This is a genomic window from Paraclostridium sp. MRS3W1 (assembly GCF_032465715.1).
GTDB classification, from domain to species: domain Bacteria; phylum Bacillota; class Clostridia; order Peptostreptococcales; family Peptostreptococcaceae; genus Paraclostridium; species Paraclostridium dentum.
Window position 1 is genome coordinate 1 of the sequence record NZ_JAWDJM010000193.1, and the last position, 17968, is coordinate 17968.

20 protein-coding genes and 1 riboswitch are annotated in these 17968 nt (G+C 29.7%); all 20 genes read left to right on the forward strand.

Annotation, left to right across the window (positions count from 1 at the left end):
- Positions 1–244 precede the first annotated feature (244 nt).
- Positions 245–331, forward strand: a riboswitch (cyclic di-GMP riboswitch).
- Positions 332–669: 338 nt separating this feature from the next.
- Genes flgB through RWY47_RS16910 form a run of 20 tightly spaced genes read left to right on the forward strand, consistent with a single transcriptional unit; the run spans position 670 to position 17967 of the window.
- Entirely contained in the window at positions 670–996 is a 327-nt protein-coding gene (gene flgB, locus RWY47_RS16815) for a flagellar basal body rod protein FlgB (RefSeq protein ID WP_021429676.1), read from the forward strand.
- A 4-nt stretch (positions 997–1000) separates the two neighbouring features.
- Positions 1001–1405, forward strand: a complete 405-nt coding sequence (flgC, locus tag RWY47_RS16820) for a flagellar basal body rod protein FlgC (RefSeq protein WP_021429648.1) — start codon at positions 1001–1003, stop codon at positions 1403–1405.
- A gap of 12 nt (positions 1406–1417) precedes the next feature.
- On the forward strand, positions 1418–1732 hold the full coding sequence (gene fliE, locus RWY47_RS16825; RefSeq protein WP_025162508.1) for a flagellar hook-basal body complex protein FliE: 315 nt from the start codon (positions 1418–1420) through the stop codon (positions 1730–1732).
- 23 nt (positions 1733–1755) lie between these two features.
- Complete coding sequence (gene fliF / locus RWY47_RS16830; RefSeq protein WP_224170394.1) at positions 1756–3330, forward strand: flagellar basal-body MS-ring/collar protein FliF; 1575 nt, start codon at positions 1756–1758, stop codon at positions 3328–3330.
- A 13-nt stretch (positions 3331–3343) separates the two neighbouring features.
- Positions 3344–4396 carry a flagellar motor switch protein FliG gene (fliG, locus tag RWY47_RS16835; RefSeq protein WP_025162510.1) on the forward strand — a complete coding sequence of 351 codons (1053 nt, stop codon included), beginning with the start codon at positions 3344–3346 and terminating at the stop codon, positions 4394–4396.
- Positions 4383–5156: a FliH/SctL family protein gene (locus RWY47_RS16840; RefSeq protein WP_224170395.1), complete on the forward strand. Its 774-nt coding sequence runs from the start codon at positions 4383–4385 to the stop codon at positions 5154–5156. Before fliG ends, RWY47_RS16840 begins: the two co-directional genes overlap by 14 nt.
- On the forward strand, positions 5153–6460 hold the full coding sequence (fliI, locus tag RWY47_RS16845) for a flagellar protein export ATPase FliI (protein WP_025162512.1): 1308 nt from the start codon (positions 5153–5155) through the stop codon (positions 6458–6460). The genes RWY47_RS16840 and fliI overlap by 4 nt, the downstream gene beginning before the upstream one ends.
- 15 nt (positions 6461–6475) lie before the next feature.
- Positions 6476–6916, forward strand: a complete 441-nt coding sequence (gene fliJ, locus RWY47_RS16850) for a flagellar export protein FliJ (RefSeq protein WP_021429779.1) — start codon at positions 6476–6478, stop codon at positions 6914–6916.
- Positions 6917–6930: 14 nt separating this feature from the next.
- The gene (locus RWY47_RS16855) at positions 6931–8157 is read left to right on the forward strand and encodes a flagellar hook-length control protein FliK (protein ID WP_224170396.1); all 1227 of its coding nucleotides are present in this window, start codon (positions 6931–6933) and stop codon (positions 8155–8157) included.
- Positions 8158–8166: 9 nt separating this feature from the next.
- Positions 8167–8772, forward strand: a complete 606-nt coding sequence (locus RWY47_RS16860; RefSeq protein WP_025162515.1) for a flagellar hook assembly protein FlgD — start codon at positions 8167–8169, stop codon at positions 8770–8772.
- A 4-nt stretch (positions 8773–8776) separates the two neighbouring features.
- Positions 8777–9610, forward strand: coding sequence for a flagellar basal-body rod protein FlgF (gene flgF, locus RWY47_RS16865; RefSeq protein WP_025162516.1), 834 nt, complete (start codon positions 8777–8779; stop codon positions 9608–9610).
- A gap of 12 nt (positions 9611–9622) precedes the next feature.
- Positions 9623–10435, forward strand: coding sequence for a motility protein A (locus RWY47_RS16870; RefSeq protein ID WP_025162517.1), 813 nt, complete (start codon positions 9623–9625; stop codon positions 10433–10435).
- Positions 10425–11195, forward strand: coding sequence for an OmpA/MotB family protein (locus RWY47_RS16875; protein ID WP_150887101.1), 771 nt, complete (start codon positions 10425–10427; stop codon positions 11193–11195). Before RWY47_RS16870 ends, RWY47_RS16875 begins: the two co-directional genes overlap by 11 nt.
- An 11-nt stretch (positions 11196–11206) precedes the next feature.
- Positions 11207–11611 (forward strand): hypothetical protein, encoded by a 405-nt coding sequence (locus tag RWY47_RS16880; protein ID WP_021429608.1) that lies wholly within the window; start codon positions 11207–11209, stop codon positions 11609–11611.
- Positions 11595–12260, forward strand: coding sequence for a flagellar type III secretion system pore protein FliP (gene fliP / locus RWY47_RS16885; protein ID WP_021429620.1), 666 nt, complete (start codon positions 11595–11597; stop codon positions 12258–12260). The genes RWY47_RS16880 and fliP overlap by 17 nt, the downstream gene beginning before the upstream one ends.
- Before the next feature lie 17 nt (positions 12261–12277).
- Positions 12278–12547 (forward strand): flagellar biosynthesis protein FliQ, encoded by a 270-nt coding sequence (fliQ, locus tag RWY47_RS16890; protein WP_224170397.1) that lies wholly within the window; start codon positions 12278–12280, stop codon positions 12545–12547.
- A 9-nt stretch (positions 12548–12556) separates the two neighbouring features.
- On the forward strand, positions 12557–14389 hold the full coding sequence (locus tag RWY47_RS16895) for a fused FliR family export protein/FlhB family type III secretion system protein (RefSeq protein ID WP_224170398.1): 1833 nt from the start codon (positions 12557–12559) through the stop codon (positions 14387–14389).
- 13 nt (positions 14390–14402) lie between these two features.
- Positions 14403–16460, forward strand: a complete 2058-nt coding sequence (flhA, locus tag RWY47_RS16900; protein ID WP_021429590.1) for a flagellar biosynthesis protein FlhA — start codon at positions 14403–14405, stop codon at positions 16458–16460.
- A gap of 20 nt (positions 16461–16480) precedes the next feature.
- The gene (locus tag RWY47_RS16905) at positions 16481–17185 is read left to right on the forward strand and encodes a sigma-70 family RNA polymerase sigma factor (RefSeq protein WP_021429636.1); all 705 of its coding nucleotides are present in this window, start codon (positions 16481–16483) and stop codon (positions 17183–17185) included.
- Between the two features lie 8 nt (positions 17186–17193).
- Positions 17194–17967, forward strand: coding sequence for a flagellar hook-basal body complex protein (locus RWY47_RS16910; protein WP_025162522.1), 774 nt, complete (start codon positions 17194–17196; stop codon positions 17965–17967).
- Position 17968: the final 1 nt, after the last annotated feature.

A 17968-nucleotide genomic window follows, 5' to 3' on the forward strand; every position in this document is an offset into this window, starting at 1 on the left:
CATAAATATAGGAAAATTATAAAATGAAATAAAAATGTAAAAAAAATTTATAAATTTCAAAAAAACTATACAGGTTTAAATAAAAATGCCGATTATTAAACTAAATGAGAAGCTTTTGCAAATTAATGTAGAATGATGAATTATTCTGTTGTGAAAAAATCAAATTTTAGAATTATCCAAAATAAAAGTAAAAGCTTGAAATAAGTAATATTTTGGTATAAAATGTAAGTGTAAGTCGAAAAATGATATTTAAGGGCAAAACTAGGGAAATCTAGCTACGCAAAACTATAGGGGCTAAGGCTTTGAAAAGCTATGCTCGCCAGTTACCGAAGAGTTAATAAAACTTTTTGTTATCATTGCTAATATTAAAATTGTAAAATTAAGCAAAGAGATACTAAAAAATTTTAAGAAAATCTATAAAATCATATTAATACATATTGGTGAAGTGTGTATATTTTTAAAATACATAAATTTGTATATACTTTATGTTATAAAGGCTATTTGTGCAAAAATTCACAATGAAGTTATGATTATGATTAATTTTCTTTTCTCGTTTTGTTTTAATTTTCAAATAAAAAATTAGTAATAATATTCTATAAAAGTGATGAACTACTCTTTCAGAGTAGTTTTTTTTAATTCTAAAAAACATTTTAAGCATTGGAGGGGAAAATGGAAGTTTACAATTTACTAAGATCAGGATTAGATGCAACAGAATTAAGAAGTAGAGTTATTGCTAATAACATTGCAAATATTAATACTCCAAATTACAAGAGAAAATATGTAGAGTTTGAAAATACACTAAAAGAGTCTATGGATAAAAATACTAAGCCTGAGATAAAAACAGATACATCATCAAAAGTAAGAGAAGATGGTAATAACATTGACTTAGAAAATGAAAAAGTTAACCAGGCGGCTACAACTCTTGAATATAACGCACTTATAACTTTGACGAATATAAAACTAGGGATGAGTAGAAGTGTAATAACAGGGAGGTAAGTAAATGAGCATTTTTTCAGGAATGAGAATAAGTGCAAGTGCACTTTCGGCAGAGCGATTAAGAATGGATGTTGTTTCATCAAACATAGCTAATATGAAAACAACTAGGACACCTGAGGGCGGAGCTTATAGACGAAAAGTGCCTGTATTTGAAGAAAATTATGATAAAAAATTAGGGATGCTAGGCGTGAAATCAGTAGCCATAGAGGAAGATAAATCTCCACTAAGAAAATTATATGAGCCAAATAACCCAGATGCAGATGCCCAAGGTTATGTGGAGTATCCGAATGTAGATATTTTAGTTGAGATGACGGATTTAATGACAGCATCGAGATCTTATGAATCAAATATAGATACATTAAATGCACAAAAAAGTATGATTTCAAAAGCTTTAGAAATAGGTAGGTAAAAGGAGTAGTTTATGAGTGGAATAAGTACTATAAATGCAATAAACAATATAGCAACAAATAACAATTTACTTACGGGAGCTAGTAACACAGGAAAAGTTGAAAAAGAAAATAACTTTGGAGATGTAATAAAAGAAGCATTAGATAAAGTTAATGATAAGCAGGTACAATCAAATCAAAAAATTCAAGGCCTTATAAAAGGAGAAAATGTCTCTATGCATGATGTGATGTTGTCAGCTCAAGAAGCGCAATTGTCAATGCAGTTGATGATTGAGGTTAGAAACAAGATATATGAAGCTTATCAAGAGCTAAATAGAGTCCAATTATAACTTCATAGCAAGGAGAATTTTAAATGAATATAAAGGAATTTCCGCAAAAAACAAAAGATTTTGTGATAGTAAAAAAAGATCAATTTATTGAGCTTCCTAAAAAAAAGAAAATAATAATTACAACTGCAATTGTGACTTTGGTTGTAGCAGGAATATTTGGAATTAATTATGCAAAATCAAATAAATATGCAGTGCTTTTTTCAGGATTAGATTCTAATGATGCTACGGTGGTAACTAAAGAGCTAGAGTCGAAAAAGATTGAAACTAAAATAAAAGGCGATAGTATTTTAGTACCCAAAGGAGACGTAGATAAACTTAGAATGGAATTATCAAGTAATATTTCTAATGGATCTAAGGGATTTGAGTTAATGGATGGGGGATCATCATTTGGGATGACTGATGAAGAATTCCAAATTAAAAAGCAAAGAATGATTCAAGGTGAAATTGAAAAAACTATAAAAGTTTTTCCTCAAGTACAAAGTGCTAGAGTTCATATAACTCAAGGAGAAGAGTCTGTATTTGCTAATGAAACAGTACCAGGAAAAGCTGCAGTTTATTTAGAGTTAAACCCTGGACAGACTTTAAAACAAGATCAAGTAATATCTATAATGTCACTTGTTTCAGCAAGTACACAAAATGTGCCAAAACAAAATGTTGAAGTAATAGATCAAAATATGAAATTATTATCAGATGGATTAATAGATGATAAAGGAAATGTACATACAAATAGCTTAAGTGAAGTTGATGAATCTATTAAAGCTGAAAAGGACTTAAGTAAAGATTTAGAAAGATCGATACTAGGTCTGTTAGAACCTATATTTGGAGAAGGAAATATAAGAGCTAGTGTTAATACAGATTTAGATTTCGATTCAAGTGAAAAAACTGAACTTATAATAGATCCAAATAAAGTAATTACAAAGGAATCAAAGTCAAGCAGTAAATCGAGTGAAAGACAAAACTCAGGTGGAGCTGTAGACAACAACATGAGTAATATTAATGAAAGTGGAAAAGGAACAGATGAAGATACTCAGCAAGAAGTAGAATATCAAACTGGGAAAACTGAGACAAAAGTAATAAAAGCTAAAGGTGGCATAAATAGAATAACTGCTTCAGTTGCAATAAATGGAACACTTACTAGTGCAGAACTAAGAAATGTTGAAGGAATGGTAGCAAATGCAGTTGGTATGCAGCCTAAAAGAGGAGATAGTGTTAAGGTAGTTTCTATGGGATTTGGCTCAGAAGACGAAGATACTTCTACATTTGGCGTTATAAAAAGTGCTATAAGTAAGGACAAATCATTAGGAAGGGTGTTAATTATAGCAGGCGTACTGAGTGTAATTATTTTACTTTTAATAATAGGTACAATAATTTATATGATTATAAAGAAAAAGAAAGAATCTAGTGAGCTAGATTATGTAGATGAAGAAGATGAAATAGAACTAATCAACAAAAAACTAGAAGAGTTAGAACAAAATAGATTAAATAGTAACGAAGAAGAGGATGAGGAAAATATTAGCTTAGAAGATGAAGTTAAACAATTTGCAGCTGATAATCCAGATCAAGTTACAGACCTAGTAAATAGTTGGTTAAATGAGTAAAGGGTGAGATTATTTGCAGACAGAAGGTATAAAAGGTAATGCATATGACTTAGGAGATATACCTAAGTTTAGAAGAGTCACAGGATCTAGAAAGGCAGCTATACTTTTAATGACATTAGGGCCTGAGATAGCTTCAAGTGTAATAAAAAATCTTTCAGATAGAAAAATTCAAAAAATAGGGGTTGAAATAGCTAATATAAATACTGTAAAGCCAAGAGAAAGAAGAGAGGTTTTACAAGAATTTATTGAGTTAAACAAGGGAAAAGAGTTTGTGATAGAAGGTGGAATTGACTGTGCGAAATCTTTACTTAATGGAGCATTAGGAAGTCAAAGAGCTACTAAATTATTAGAAGGTATAAAATATGATGCATATACAAAATTATTTATATCAGCTAGAAAGGCTGAGCCTGAACAAATACTAGCATGCATACAAGGTGAAAGTCCTCAGGCTATAGCCATAATATTAGCTCATATTCAACCTGATAAAGCAGCAGTAGTATTATCTGAATTACCTGATGAACTTAAGCTTGAAATTGCACTTAAGATAGGAACTACATCAAATATATCACCAGCTGTAATAAAATCTATAGACAAAGCTATCGAAGAAAAGTTAAATAGCTTAGGAAAGTTAGAGATGGAAAGTGCTGGTGGTGTTAATAGCTTGGTAGATATATTAACAAATGTTGATAGAAAAACAGAGAAAAATATTATCAAATTTATCGAGCAGAAAAATGAAGAATTGGCTGAAGAAATTAAATCTAACATGTTTATCTTTGACGATATCGTTAGACTTGATAATATGGCTATTCAAAGAATTCTTAAAGAAGTTAATGTTAAAGACCTTGCATTTGCACTTAAAGGAGCATCAGCAGATGTTTCAACTGCAATATTTAAAAATCAATCTCAAAGAGCATCACAAGCATTACGAGAAGAAATTGATTTACTTGGTAAGGTAAAGATATCTCAAGTAGAAGAAGCTCAACAAGCTATTGTAAATGTTGTTAGACGACTTGAAGATGCTGGGGAAATAACATTATCTAGAGGTTCAGACGATGAGTTTATTTAAAAGTAACAGTATTTTAAAATCTAATGGAGTAGTTTTTAAAGGTGTTAAGCCTTTAAAAACTACTTCTAAACCAAAACAAATTAACAATGAAGAAATAATTGATGAAAATGAAGAATTAAAAGTCAAAGAAGAAATTGAAGAACAACTTCATAAAGCAAAAGATACTTGTGAAAATATGATATCAAACGCGCAAGTAGAAAGTGAAAGAATTGTTCAAGAAGCACAAAATGAATGTGAAGAAATAAAGAAAAAAGCATATGAAGAAGGTCATAACATAGGATTAAGAAATGGTTATGAAGATGGCTACAAAGAATCATATGAAGATAATATTGAAAAAGCAAAACAAGAGTCAGAAGAGATTATAAATAAAGCAAATAATATTTTGTTACAAGCCAATGAACAATTTACAGACTTTTTAAAAGATAGTAAAAAAGACATTATTAGTTTGAGTGTATCCATAGCAGAAAAAGTCCTTAAAGAAAAATTTAAAGACGAAGAGTCTATGAATAATATACTTGAAGCCACTATAAAAGAATATGAAATTAAAGAAAATTTTGTAATAAGAACGAATGCAATCTACATAGAAAAAGTTAATGAACAATTAAATGAATTGAAAAACCAACAATTAATAAAAGGAGAATCCTTTATATTAGCAGATGACTTTATAGAACCAGGAAACGCAATAATTGAAACTAATAAAGGTAGATTAATAGTAGGGGTTGACTGTGTTTTAGAAAAGGTGAAAGAGGAACTTTTATGATAGATATAGACTTTGAAAGATTGAAAAATAAAGTTTTAGAAGTTAAAGAAGTTATATCAGAAGGTAAGGTAACTAAGATAATAGGCCTTACTGTTGAAGTGGAAGGTATAAAGGCGTTTGTAGGAGAGCTTTGTACAGTTTACAATTATGCAGATGAACCTATAAACTGTGAAGTTGTTGGTTTTAAAGATAAAAATGTAATTTTAATGCCATTAGGAGAACTTGCAGGAGTAGCTCCTGGGTGCAGAGTTGTTGCTAGAGGAATACCACTTAGTGTTAAATGTAGTAATGACTTATTAGGTAAAGTATTGGATGGAATTGGAAACCCAATAGATGACGAAGAGGTTTTAGGAGGAGAAAGATACAGTCTTTCAAATGAACCACCAGATCCAATGAAAAGACCAAGAATAAAAAATATCATGCCTACAGGTATAAGGGCGATTGATGGATTCTTAACTTGTGGAGAAGGTCAAAGAATAGGTATATTTGCAGGAAGTGGTGTTGGGAAAAGTACAACTTTAGGAATGATAGCAAAAACAGCTAAAGCGGATGTAAATGTTATTGCCCTTATAGGGGAAAGAGGTAGAGAAGTACTGGACTTCATAGAGAGAGATCTAGGTGAAGAAGGTATGAAAAAGTCTGTAGTAGTTTGTGCAACTTCTGATAAATCACCTTTACTTAGATTAAAGGGAGCGCTAACAGCCACAGCTATAGCTGAGTATTTCAGAGACCAAGGTAAAAAAGTTATTTTAATGATGGACTCCGTAACTAGATTTGCTATGGCTCAAAGAGAAGTTGGGCTAGCCATAGGAGAGCCGCCTGCACAAAAAGGATATACACCATCAGTATTTGCACTACTTCCAAAACTTATGGAAAGAAGTGGGATGTCTGATAAAGGATCGATAACTGCTTTTTATACAGTTTTAGTTGATGGAGATGACTTTAATGAACCAATTGCAGATACAGTAAGAGGTATTTTAGATGGGCATATTGTTTTATCTAGAGACCTTGCACATAAAAATCATTACCCAGCTATAGACATTTTAAATAGTGTAAGTAGACTTATGAAAGAAATTTGTGAGGACCAACATCAAGAGTGTGCATCTTTAGCAAGAGATATATTAGCTACATACAAAGAGGCTGAAGATTTAATTAATATAGGTGCATATGAAAATGGATCTAATAAAAATATAGATCTAGCGATTGAATATATAGATAAAGTTAATTCATTTTTAAAGCAAGGTGTAAATGAAAAAACTAAATTTGAAGAGAGTATAGTCGAACTAAAGAACATATTCAAATAACGAGGAGAGGTTTAAGTGACAAACTACAAGTTTAAGCTACAAAAGTTATTAGATATAAAAATAAAAGAAGAAGAAGAAAGTAAATTAGAATATACAAAGGCACAAAATGATAAAAAAGTATTAGAAGACAACATCAAAAAATTAGATTGTAGCTATAAAAAATATGCTCAGTTTGAAGATGTAGAGGATACTGTAAGTCAGAAAGTAAGATTAAATTATCTTCACTCAATAAGCCAAACTATAGAGCAAAGCAACAGAATATTAGTAGAAAAAGAAAGAATAGTAGTAGAAGCTAAAGATAAATTTATTGAAAAACAAATAAATAGAAAGTCATTAGAAACATTAAAAGAAAATAAATTTATAAGACTAAGAAAAGAAGAAGCGAGAAAAGAACAAATAGAAAATGATGAATTTGCTTTATATGCGTACATGAGAAATAAAAAGAATATATCATAAAGGATGATTGAGATATGAATTTTAACTTGAATTTTTCCTTCGACTTAGTAAACTTAGCACTTGGAAAAAGTAATTTAAGCACTAAGTTATCAAGTAAAGGTGGATTTGAAGATTTACTAGCTTCTTTAGATATGGACATTGAAAATACAAATGTAGATCAAAAAAATGAAGATTGTGATTTAATAGCATCATTAATTCAAAATCTTTTTTCAAATTTAAATAAATTAAAAGAAATGGATAATTCAGATGTAAATCCAGATTTGAAAAAAGAAGAAATTTTGAAGTCAATAAACGATACTATTTTGAGCATAAATGATAAATCAAACTTAAGCTTAAAAACATTAGATATCGATAAGATGATGAAATTAAGTAATGATGAAGTAAGTAGTTATATTGATTTAAATTTTAATTTAGATAAATTTACTAAAAATGAAAATTTAGATTTACCAACTGATGGTGAACTTATTTTACCTAAAGGTTTAAATCTTGATAAATTGTCGAAAAAAGCTGGTGAAGAAAACACTAAACTGGCAGAAAATATCAATGAACAGGATGAAAACCCTAAAGATGGAATTAAAAAAGTAGACAGTGAGATAAAATCTTTAAAGTCATATGAAGAATTAAATGTAGCAACAAATGCTAATAAAAATAATATTGTAGATGTGAACCAAAAAGATAGAAGTAAGGATGAAAGCTTGAGTATATTAGAAAATATAGCAGATAAAAATGCAAGTGATTTATCTATAATAAACAATAAAACATTTACTCAAGAAACCTCTATAAATAAAAATTTACCAGCAGTAACTATACGTGCAAGCAATATTGGTGATGATTTTATAAAAATGGTTAAATACTTAAAAAATAATAATATAGAAGAAATCAAAGTCAATATAAATCCTAAAGAGCTAGGGGATATGACTATAAAGCTTTTAAAAGATAGTGAAGCTACAAAGGTATTTATACATGTAGGGAAAGAAGAAACTTTTAATATGTTAAATAAAAATTTACATGATATAAATAAGCATCTAACAGATTTAGGAATAAAGGCTAAAGATATAGTTGTTGAAATGAAATCTAATGACCAAAATTTCTTTTCAGACAACTTAAGTCAACAATTTAGCAAAAAAGAAGAACAAAAAAAGCAAAAAAGAAATAATAGAAGTGGTGACACCGTACTAAATTCTGTAGAAGATTTAGATGAAAATAAAATAGATGAATCAAATCTTAATATATTAGCTTAGAGGTAAATTATGAATAATTTTATGAAATTAAATACACAACAGGCAAGTACTAAAAGTTCAACAGGTACCAAAACTGTAGCAAATACCAAGTCATCTGGTAAAACAGATAATGGAACACCTATAGTTATGCCTGGAGAAGAAACAAATAAAGATTTATTTTTAAAACTACTAGTAGCACAAATGAGTAATCAAGATCCTCTAAACCCACAGGACCCTACACAATATGTAACACAGCTTGCTCAATTTAGCTCGTTAGAGCAGATGCAAAATTTAAATGAGGGAATGGAATACCTAGTAGGTTTAACTAATGGAGTTTTAGTAAACTCTGCAATGAGCACAGCATCAGCACTTATAGGAAAAAGAATAGAAGCTTATGCTCCAAAGGAAGATGATACTGAGGAAACTAATAATGTAGTTAAAGAGGATGAAAAGCCAGATGATAAAAAAACTATTACAGGAGTAGTAGAAGGCATAAAAATTAAAGACGGTATTGTTTATATGGAAGTAAGAGTAGATGAAAGTGGAGAATTAAAATCTATAGAATATGGATCTCTTATAAAAGCAAGTGAAAATAAAGACTCTGTAGAGTCAAATACAAATAAAAAGGGAGAGTAATAGTATGTTAAAGTCAATGTATTCAGGAATAAGTGGAATGAAGGCAAATCAAACTAAAATGGACATTGTTGGTAATAATGTTGCGAATGTTGGGACAACAGCTTTTAAAAAATCAACTACAAGATTTTCAGATGCATTAAACCAAACAGTAATATATTCAAGCGTACCTGGTGGAGCTGCTGGAGACCCTAATGTAATAGGAGGGGTTAACCCAGGGCAAGTAGGTATAGGGACTAAGGTAAGTGGAATATTTAGAAATATGGCTCAAGGAGCAATACAACCAACAGGAAGACCAACAGATTTAGCAATAGATGGAGATGGATTCTTTGTTGTAAGTGTAGGACCTAATCAAGAAGCGTACACAAGAGATGGATCATTTACATTAGATGCCAATGGGAACTTAGTAACAGCTGATGGATATAAAGTTTTAAATACAGACGGAAAGCCAGTAGAAATACCAAAGGAACAACCTAATCCAGATGGGAAAATGCAAAAGGTTTTATCTTTTAATATATCAAAAGAAGGTAAGATTTCATATTTACTAGCAGATGGAACGAAGGTTGAAAATGCTCAAACATTAAAAGTAGCAGTATTCCAAAATCCAGAAGGAATGGAATCTTTAAGTGGGAATCTTTATGGAGAAACAGCTAACTCAGGAAACCCTATGTATGGAGTAAAATATGGACTTATAAATCAAGGTGCTATAGAAATGTCAAATGTTGATTTATCAGAAGAATTCACTGAAATGATAGTTACAACTAGAGCATTCCAAGCATCTAGTAAAGTTATAACAACAAGTGATGAACTTTTACAGGAAATAATAAACTTAAAAAGATAGTAGGAGGATAATATGAAAAAAAATGATATGTTAACTCCCGTAGGTCTTGTCTTAGCTCTTGGATTTGTTGTATATGGTATATCACTAGGAAAAACAGGGATAGGTGCATTCGTAGATGCACCATCCCTAGCAATTACAGTTGGAGGATCTTTTGCATCAGTACTTATAACATTTTCAATGGAAGATTTAAAAACGGGATTTAAAATAACTAAGGAAATATTAAGATCAGGTAATATAAATAAAGTTGATTTAGTAGATCAATTTAAGGAGTTAGCTAGAAAAGTTAGAAAAGATGGGCCTTTGGCAGTAGAGCAAGAAGTTTCTGAAATAGAAGATGCATTTTTAAGAAAAGGCTTAGAGCTAGCTATAGATGGTATTGACATGGAAGATATTAAAGAAATATTAGAAATAGAAATAGATGAAGTAGAAAGTAAATACAGTACAGGGTCAAAAATATTTAAAATATGGGGATCTTATGCGCCAGCGTTTGGTATGGTTGGAACATTAATAGGATTAATTCAGATGCTTTCAGATATGGGAAGTCCATCTGCAATTGCAAGTGGTATGGCAGCCGCTCTTATAACAACATTTTATGGAGCGTTAATGGCAAATGCTATACTAAATCCAATTGGATTTAACATTCAAATCAAAGGGGAAAGAGAATGTGAACGTATGGATATGATGATTTGCGGAATTATGAGTATCCAAAATGGAGATAGCACTAGAGTTATTGAAGAAAAATTAGTAAACTTCTTAACTCCAAAAGAAAAGAAATCTTATTACACTAGAGGAACGATAGAAGGTGAATCAGTAAATGTCGCGTAGAGATAGAAGAAGAGGAAAAGGCGATGATGTAGAAACTGGGTCTTGGATGGACACATATGCTGATACAATAACACTACTTCTTACTTTCTTTATCCTACTATATTCAATATCGGCAGTAGATAGTCAAAAGTTAAGTAAATTATCAAAAGCTTTACAAAGTTCTTTAGGTGGAAGTACATCTATAGAAAAACTTGAAAATATAGAAGACTTAAAAGTGGGAGTAGGTAAATCTAATTTAGAAAAAGAAGACCTTGCAAAGAAAGTTAATAAAGCAGTACAAGATAATAACCTTCAAGACTCGGTTAAAGTAAGAGAAGAAGATAGAGGTATAGTACTTCAACTAGATGAGAACATACTATATGACTCTGGTAGAGCAGATTTAAAAGAAACAAGTATAAAGGCATTAGATACTATAACAAAATTAGTTAAAGATATGGATAATGATGTTTTAGTAGAAGGACACACAGATAATATTCCTATACATAATTCGGAATATGCATCAAACTGGGAACTATCAACAGCTAGAGCTGTAAGTGTTGTAAGGTACTTCGTTGAAAATAAAGAGGTTCCACCAACTAGATTTGCAGTAAAAGGATATGCAGAGTTTAGACCTTTAGTAGATAACGATACTCCAGAAAATAGGTCGACAAATAGAAGAGTCGATATATTAATAGTAGATAAAAAAGAAAAAGCTAAGCAAGAAGGAGAAGAAAGTCAACAACCGCAACAACCGCAACAAAGTCAAGACACGAAGGAGTAAGATAACTTATTATGTATGAAACATTGAGATACTTAGTAAACTTAAGTGCATTTATAATTCTGATGATTGGAGTAATTGCTATTGCTTATAAAATTAATGGAATAAACTTACAAAATGTTGGAATGTATAAATATGCAAAAATTTTAGAAAAAGTTGGGATTAACAAAGATACATATTTAGTTGTTTTAAAAACAGGAGAAGATGGATGTGTGTTGTTAGTCTCAAATAATAATATAGAAAGAATAAAAGATTTAACTCCAGAAGATATAAAAGAGATAGAAGATAAAAGACAAAATAACAATGTATTAAAAGGTGATAAATTAAAGTTTAAAAAATTGAACTTAAAAAAAGATATACAAAACCCTATAAATTTAATAGGTAAGCTAAAGGAGAAAAAAGATGCAAACATTAAGTGATATAACACCATATTTAAGCGATTATACTCCTTTAATGAAAATGTTTATAGTTTTGACAGGTTTAATGTTTTTAGGTGCAATTGTCTTTATGATGACAAGTTTTGTAAGAATTATAATAACTTTTTCTTTTATAAAGTCTGCACTAGGTGCACAACAAACAATACCTAATCAAGTATTAGTTGGACTTGCAATATGCTTGACTATGTTTATTATGGCTCCTACTGTAAAGCAAATAAATGAACAAGCACTAAAACCCTATATGAGTCATGAAATTAAGTTTGAAGAAGCCGTAGAAAAAGCAGAAAAACCTATAAGAAAGTTCTTATTAAAACAGACTAGACAAGAAGATATAAAACTATTTGTTGAAAACTCAGATTTAAATGAAAAGAATTTAACTAGAGAAAATATACCCTTATATATATTAATACCAGCATTTTCTATTAGTGAATTAAAAACAGCTTTCCAAATAGGATTTTTAATTTATTTACCATTCTTGTTAATAGATTTAGTAGTATCAAGCGTACTTATGTCTATGGGTATGTTTATGCTACCACCTGTTATGATTTCACTACCATTTAAACTATTGTTATTTATTATGGTAGATGGATGGAATTTATTAATAAAATCTTTATTGCTAAGTTTTCAATAATTGAGGAGCGTACTAAAATGAGTGAAAGTGTAGTAGTCAGCATAGTAAAAGAAACTTTATATACAGGAATGTTAATAGCAGGGCCTATTTTAATATTATCTTTATTGGTAGGGTTACTAATAAGTATATTCCAGGCAACCACTCAAATCCAAGAACAGACATTATCTTTTATACCGAAGTTGATAGTTGTAGCTATTACATTGGTAATCGGTGGAGCTTGGATGTTAAATGAGCTTATTCAATTTACAAATAAAATTATGAATATGGTTGCAAATATAAAAGGATAACTTTTAAAATTGATATTTGTATTTTTAAGATTGATTGCATTTTTTTCATGCATAACTATAATTTTCCCGAGTGGAACGCCAAATGTATTTAAAGTTACTTTCACACTATTTATGTCGGTAATAATTACTTCTACAATAAATGTTAATGTAGAGGTTAAAAATGTATATGAACTAGTCAATATTGGAGTAATGGAAACTATAACAGGATTAGTTTTAGGTTATATAACAAGTATATGTATAAACAGTTTAAAGATAGCTGGAAGCTTAATAGATCAACAACTTGGGTTATCGATGATAAATATTTATGATCCAACAAGCCATGAGAGTAACACACTAATTGAGAATATAGTTTATTGGATTGGAATAATGGTATTTTTTAGCATAAATGGTCATCATGAGCTTATAAAAGGTATAAGTCAAAGTTTTAAACTTATCGAGGTTGGAAGTTATATATTAAAAGATAATTACACATATGTTGTAAATATATTTATTCAGTGCTTTATAATCGGATTTAAGATAGCAGTTCCTATAATACTAGCACTTATAATAACAGATTTTATAATGGGTTTAATTTCAAGAAGTGTACCACAATTAAATGTAATGGTAATAGGAATGCCTTTAAAAGTAATTGTTGGAATAATGTTCTTTGTGATTTCATTACCATTTATATTAAATGAATTACATAATTTATTGATTAATATGACTGATATTTTAGATGGAACTTTTAAAGCCACTAGCAAGATGCATGTAACATCTATGGCACCATTAGGTTTTTTACTTTCAACTGATGACAAAACAGAAGAGCCTACTGGTAAAAAAATAAAAGATGCTAGAAAAAGCGGAAATATAGCAAAAAGTAAAGAGGTTGTAACGACAGTAACACTTTTAGGTGTACTTATGATAATTTATGCTATGTCTGATTTTATAATTGGAGAGTTACAAAGCTATATAGTTCAATATTTAAACACTGGTTTTACAAATGAGTTTTCAATAGCATTGGTAAAAGATTTATTGATGATTCTTTTGATGGGGTTTATGAAAATTATAATACCCGTTGGTATGATTATCATACTTTTTTCATCAATAGGAAATCTTATGCAAAGTGGTTTTTTAATGACAACAGATCCATTAAAGCCAAAGTTATCAAAACTAAATCCTATAAGTGGATTTAAAAATATGTTTTCTAAGAAAGCATTAGGAAATTTAATAAAAAGTATAGTCATTGTAACTGTTCTTTTTAAGGTAGGATATTCATTTATGGAGAAAAACTTCATGGGAATAATGAAAACCGGAGATATTTATCTACCATATTTAATGAGAACTATAGTTGAGTTAATTAGAGATTTAATACAAAATATAATTCTTGTTTTAGTAGTTGTATCTACGCTAGATTTTGCATATCAAAAGTATGTACATAAAAAAGATCTTAAGATGACTAAACAAGAAGTAAAAGAAGAGTTCAAGCAAATGGAAGGTAATCCAGAAATAAAAGGTAAGATAAAGCAAAAGCAAAGAGAAATGTCATCAAGAAGAATGATGGAATCTGTACCATCAGCTAGTGTAATTGTAACAAATCCTACTCATATATCTATAGCTATAAAATATGAAAAAGGAGCAGATTCTGCACCGACAGTTGTAGCAAAAGGAGCAGATTTAATAGCCTTTAAAATAAGAGAAATAGCAAAAGAGCATGATATACCTATTATAGAAAATAAGCCTTTAGCAAGACTTATTTATAAAGAAGTAGAGATTGAACAAGAGATACCAGAAAAGATGTATCAAGAGGTAGCAGAGGTATTAGTTGCAGTTTATAAAATAAAAAATAGATATAAAAAAATATAAAAAGAGGTTTTAAATGGAAAAATTAGGTCTTAAAAAAAGAACTGATATATTAGTTGGATTTGGGATAATTGGAATTATACTTATGATAATAATTCCACTACCACCTTTTTTATTAGATATAATGCTAGCTATAAATATAGGGCTGTCAGTGCTTATATTACTAATGACAATATTTTCAACTAGTATATTAGAATTATCAATATTTCCAACTATACTTCTAGTGACAACTTTATTTAGGCTAGGTCTTAATATATCATCTACAAGACTTATATTAGGACAAGGATATGCAGGAAATGTTATAGAGTCTTTTGGAAGTTTTGTTGTTGGAGGAAATTACGTAGTTGGTATAATCATATTTTTAATAATAGTAATAATACAATTTGTTGTTATAACAAATGGTTCGAGTAGAGTATCTGAAGTATCAGCAAGATTTACCTTAGATGCAATGCCAGGTAAGCAGATGAGTATAGATGCAGATTTAAATGCAGGAGCTATAGATGAAAAGACAGCTAGAAAAAGAAGAAAAGAATTGCAACAAGAAGCTGAATTTTATGGTTCTATGGATGGTGCCTCTAAGTTTGTAAAAGGTGATGCAATTGCAGGTATAATCATAACTACAATAAACATACTTGCAGGTATAGTTATTGGGGTTGTAATGCTTGATATGGATTTTATGGAATCGATTCAAACGTATACAAGACTTACAATTGGAGATGGATTAGTAAGTCAGGTTCCTGCATTAATTATTTCGACATCTGCAGGTATATTAGTAACTAAAGTTAATGGCGATGAAAACTTTAGTACTCAGTTAGGAAAACAGTTAATATCAATTCCTAAAGCAGTAATTATGGCAGGTATAGTTTTAGTATTACTAGGATTATTGCCGGGGTTACCTAAATTATCATTTTTTACCTTAGGTGCAGGAGCTATATTTATAGGATACACACTTAAAAAAGAAGAAAAAGAGGCTGAAGAGGAAGCCTTATATGAAGTTGAAGCTGCTCCGACAGCTGAGGAAAGTCTGGAAAATGCAGAAGATGTTTCATCTCTTTTAAATGTAGAACCTATAGAGATAGAAATTGGATATGGAATAATTCCTTTAGCTGATGAAAGTAGTGGAGGAGATTTATTACAAAGGATTGTATCTGTTAGAAGACAATGTGCAATTGATATGGGAATAATAGTTCATCCGATAAGGATAAGAGATAACCTACAGTTAAATCCAAATCAATATACTATAAAAATAAAAGGTATACCAGTAACAACATATGAACTTATGCCAAATATGCTTTTATGTATGAACCCAATGGGCATGGACGTAGATTTGGATGGTATATCAACTAAAGAACCTACATTTGGGTTAGATGCTTTATGGATAGAAAAAGACAAAGCAGAAGAGGCAGAATTATACGGATTTACTGTTGTAGACCCTACAACTATATTAGTAACTCACTTACTTGAGACTATAAAATCTAAATCTCATGAACTTATGGGACGTCAAGAAGTAAAGGCGATAATAGATGCTACAAGAGAAAAATACAGTGCAGTTGTAGAAGAATTAATACCAGATTTAATGACATTAGGAGAAGTTCAAAAAGTATTCCAAAATCTATTAAAAGAAAAAGTATCTATAAAAGATAGAGTTACTATACTAGAAACTTTAGCAGATAATGCAAGAAATACTAAAGATTTAGAGCTACTTACCGAATATGTAAGAATGGCTATGAGTAGAAGTATATGTCTTGAATTAATAGATGAAAACAATTCGATAGTAGTTACAACACTATCTATGGAAATTGAAAATTTAGTAGCTAATAGTTTACAAAGATCTGTAAATGGAACATATCCAGCTATAGATCCAGAAACTACTAATAAGATTTTCAAAGGAATACAATCGACTATAGAGTCTGTTAATTTTAATAATAATAGACCAATAGTATTAGTTTCTCCTAAGATAAGAGCACCATTTAGAAAATTAGTTGAAATGGTGTTTACTAACTTAACTATACTGTCATTAAATGAAATACCTAATGATGTACAAATAAAATCTCAAGGGGTAATTAATATATAGTGATTGGAGTTGTTGACATTATGATTAGTAAAGAAGAACTTATAAATCAAAATATGCCTATTGTTAGAAGCATTGCTTCTAAGTATTATACAAATAAAATAGGAATGGAATACGAAGACTTAGTAAGTTATGGGGTTATGGGATTATTAGATGCAAGTGATAAGTTTGATGAAGGAAAAGGCGTTAAATTTTCAACTTATGCTTCTATAAGAATAACATCTTATATAATAGATGAAATTAGAAAACAATCACCAGTATCTAGAGGATGCATAAGTAAAGTAAGATCATATAAAAATTGTATAGAAAATTTACAACATAAAAATTTTAGAGAACCTACAGTAAATGAAATAGCTGACTTTATGGAAATATCAAATGACGAAGTTCATAAAATAAGAAAAAGCACTTTAAATTTAAGTACAAGTTCTCTTGATAATATGGTTTTAGATAGCGAAAATGATTTAAAGCTTATAGATATAATAAAAGACGAGTCTATAAACGTAGAAGCATCAATAGAAAAAGAAGAACTTATAGAAACAGTAGCTAAGGCGTTAGACTTATTAAAGGAAAAAGATAGACTTGTGCTATCACTGTATTATTATGAAGAATTGACGCTTAAAGAAATTGGCGAAATATTAGGAGTTACAGAGTCTAGAGTTTCACAGTTAAGTAAAAAGGCTATTTCAAATTTAAGAGGTATGATGAAAAAACTAAAATACCTGGATTAGGAGGAAATATGATAAGAGGACTATATGCATCTGTATCTTCGATGTTAAATTTACAGTCGAGACAAAGTACAATAACAAACAATATAGCAAATATAAAAACTAATGGATATAAAGAAGATAAATTAATATCTAAAAGTTTTGAAGAAATGACTTTATCCAATAATGATAATTACCAAAATGGAAAAGCATATCAACAAATTTTAGGTGGAGTAAGTTTTGGTACTAGAATAGACGAAGTTAATACAAATTTTAAGCAAGGTACATTTGTAGCAACTGAAAATAATTCCGATTTTGCAATAGATGGGAGTGGATTTTTTCAGATAAGAGACTTTGGTGGAAATACATTTTATTCTAGAGATGGATCATTTAAGGTTAACTCACAAGGATACCTTGTAACAAATGGTGGCCATAATGTTATGGGATTAAATCAGGCAAGTGGAGCTAATGAACCTATATATGTAGGTAATGGTAAAATTACAGTTACACCTTCAAACGAGCTTATGGTAGAAGGTGGAGCTAGTTATAAATTTTCTATTGTAGATTTTAATGATTACAAAAATCTTAAAAAAGTTGGAGATAACTTATACTCAGGAAATAACCCTAAAAACTCAAATAACTATTCTATAAAACAAGGATATGTAGAAGGGTCAAATGTAGATTACATAAGCTCAGTAACAGAAATGATGGAAACAGTAAAAGAGTTTGAAGCTAATCAAAAAGTTATACAAACTATAGATTCAACATTAAGACAAATAGCTAATGAAATCGGAAATGTAAGGTAGG

Excerpts from the sequence above, each read along its gene's own strand:
- flgB (WP_021429676.1), top strand. The coding sequence starts at position 670 with ATGGAAGTTTACAATTTACTAAGATCAGGATTAGATGCAACAGAATTA.
- flgC (WP_021429648.1), top strand. The coding sequence starts at position 1,001 with ATGAGCATTTTTTCAGGAATGAGAATAAGTGCAAGTGCACTTTCGGCA.
- fliE (WP_025162508.1), top strand. The coding sequence starts at position 1,418 with ATGAGTGGAATAAGTACTATAAATGCAATAAACAATATAGCAACAAAT.
- fliF (WP_224170394.1), top strand. The coding sequence starts at position 1,756 with ATGAATATAAAGGAATTTCCGCAAAAAACAAAAGATTTTGTGATAGTA.
- RWY47_RS16840 (WP_224170395.1), top strand. The coding sequence starts at position 4,383 with ATGAGTTTATTTAAAAGTAACAGTATTTTAAAATCTAATGGAGTAGTT.
- fliI (WP_025162512.1), top strand. The coding sequence starts at position 5,153 with ATGATAGATATAGACTTTGAAAGATTGAAAAATAAAGTTTTAGAAGTT.
- RWY47_RS16855 (WP_224170396.1), top strand. The coding sequence starts at position 6,931 with ATGAATTTTAACTTGAATTTTTCCTTCGACTTAGTAAACTTAGCACTT.
- RWY47_RS16860 (WP_025162515.1), top strand. The coding sequence starts at position 8,167 with ATGAATAATTTTATGAAATTAAATACACAACAGGCAAGTACTAAAAGT.
- flgF (WP_025162516.1), top strand. The coding sequence starts at position 8,777 with ATGTTAAAGTCAATGTATTCAGGAATAAGTGGAATGAAGGCAAATCAA.
- RWY47_RS16870 (WP_025162517.1), top strand. The coding sequence starts at position 9,623 with ATGAAAAAAAATGATATGTTAACTCCCGTAGGTCTTGTCTTAGCTCTT.
- RWY47_RS16875 (WP_150887101.1), top strand. The coding sequence starts at position 10,425 with ATGTCGCGTAGAGATAGAAGAAGAGGAAAAGGCGATGATGTAGAAACT.
- RWY47_RS16880 (WP_021429608.1), top strand. The coding sequence starts at position 11,207 with ATGTATGAAACATTGAGATACTTAGTAAACTTAAGTGCATTTATAATT.
- fliP (WP_021429620.1), top strand. The coding sequence starts at position 11,595 with ATGCAAACATTAAGTGATATAACACCATATTTAAGCGATTATACTCCT.
- fliQ (WP_224170397.1), top strand. The coding sequence starts at position 12,278 with ATGAGTGAAAGTGTAGTAGTCAGCATAGTAAAAGAAACTTTATATACA.
- flhA (WP_021429590.1), top strand. The coding sequence starts at position 14,403 with ATGGAAAAATTAGGTCTTAAAAAAAGAACTGATATATTAGTTGGATTT.
- RWY47_RS16905 (WP_021429636.1), top strand. The coding sequence starts at position 16,481 with ATGATTAGTAAAGAAGAACTTATAAATCAAAATATGCCTATTGTTAGA.
- RWY47_RS16910 (WP_025162522.1), top strand. The coding sequence starts at position 17,194 with ATGATAAGAGGACTATATGCATCTGTATCTTCGATGTTAAATTTACAG.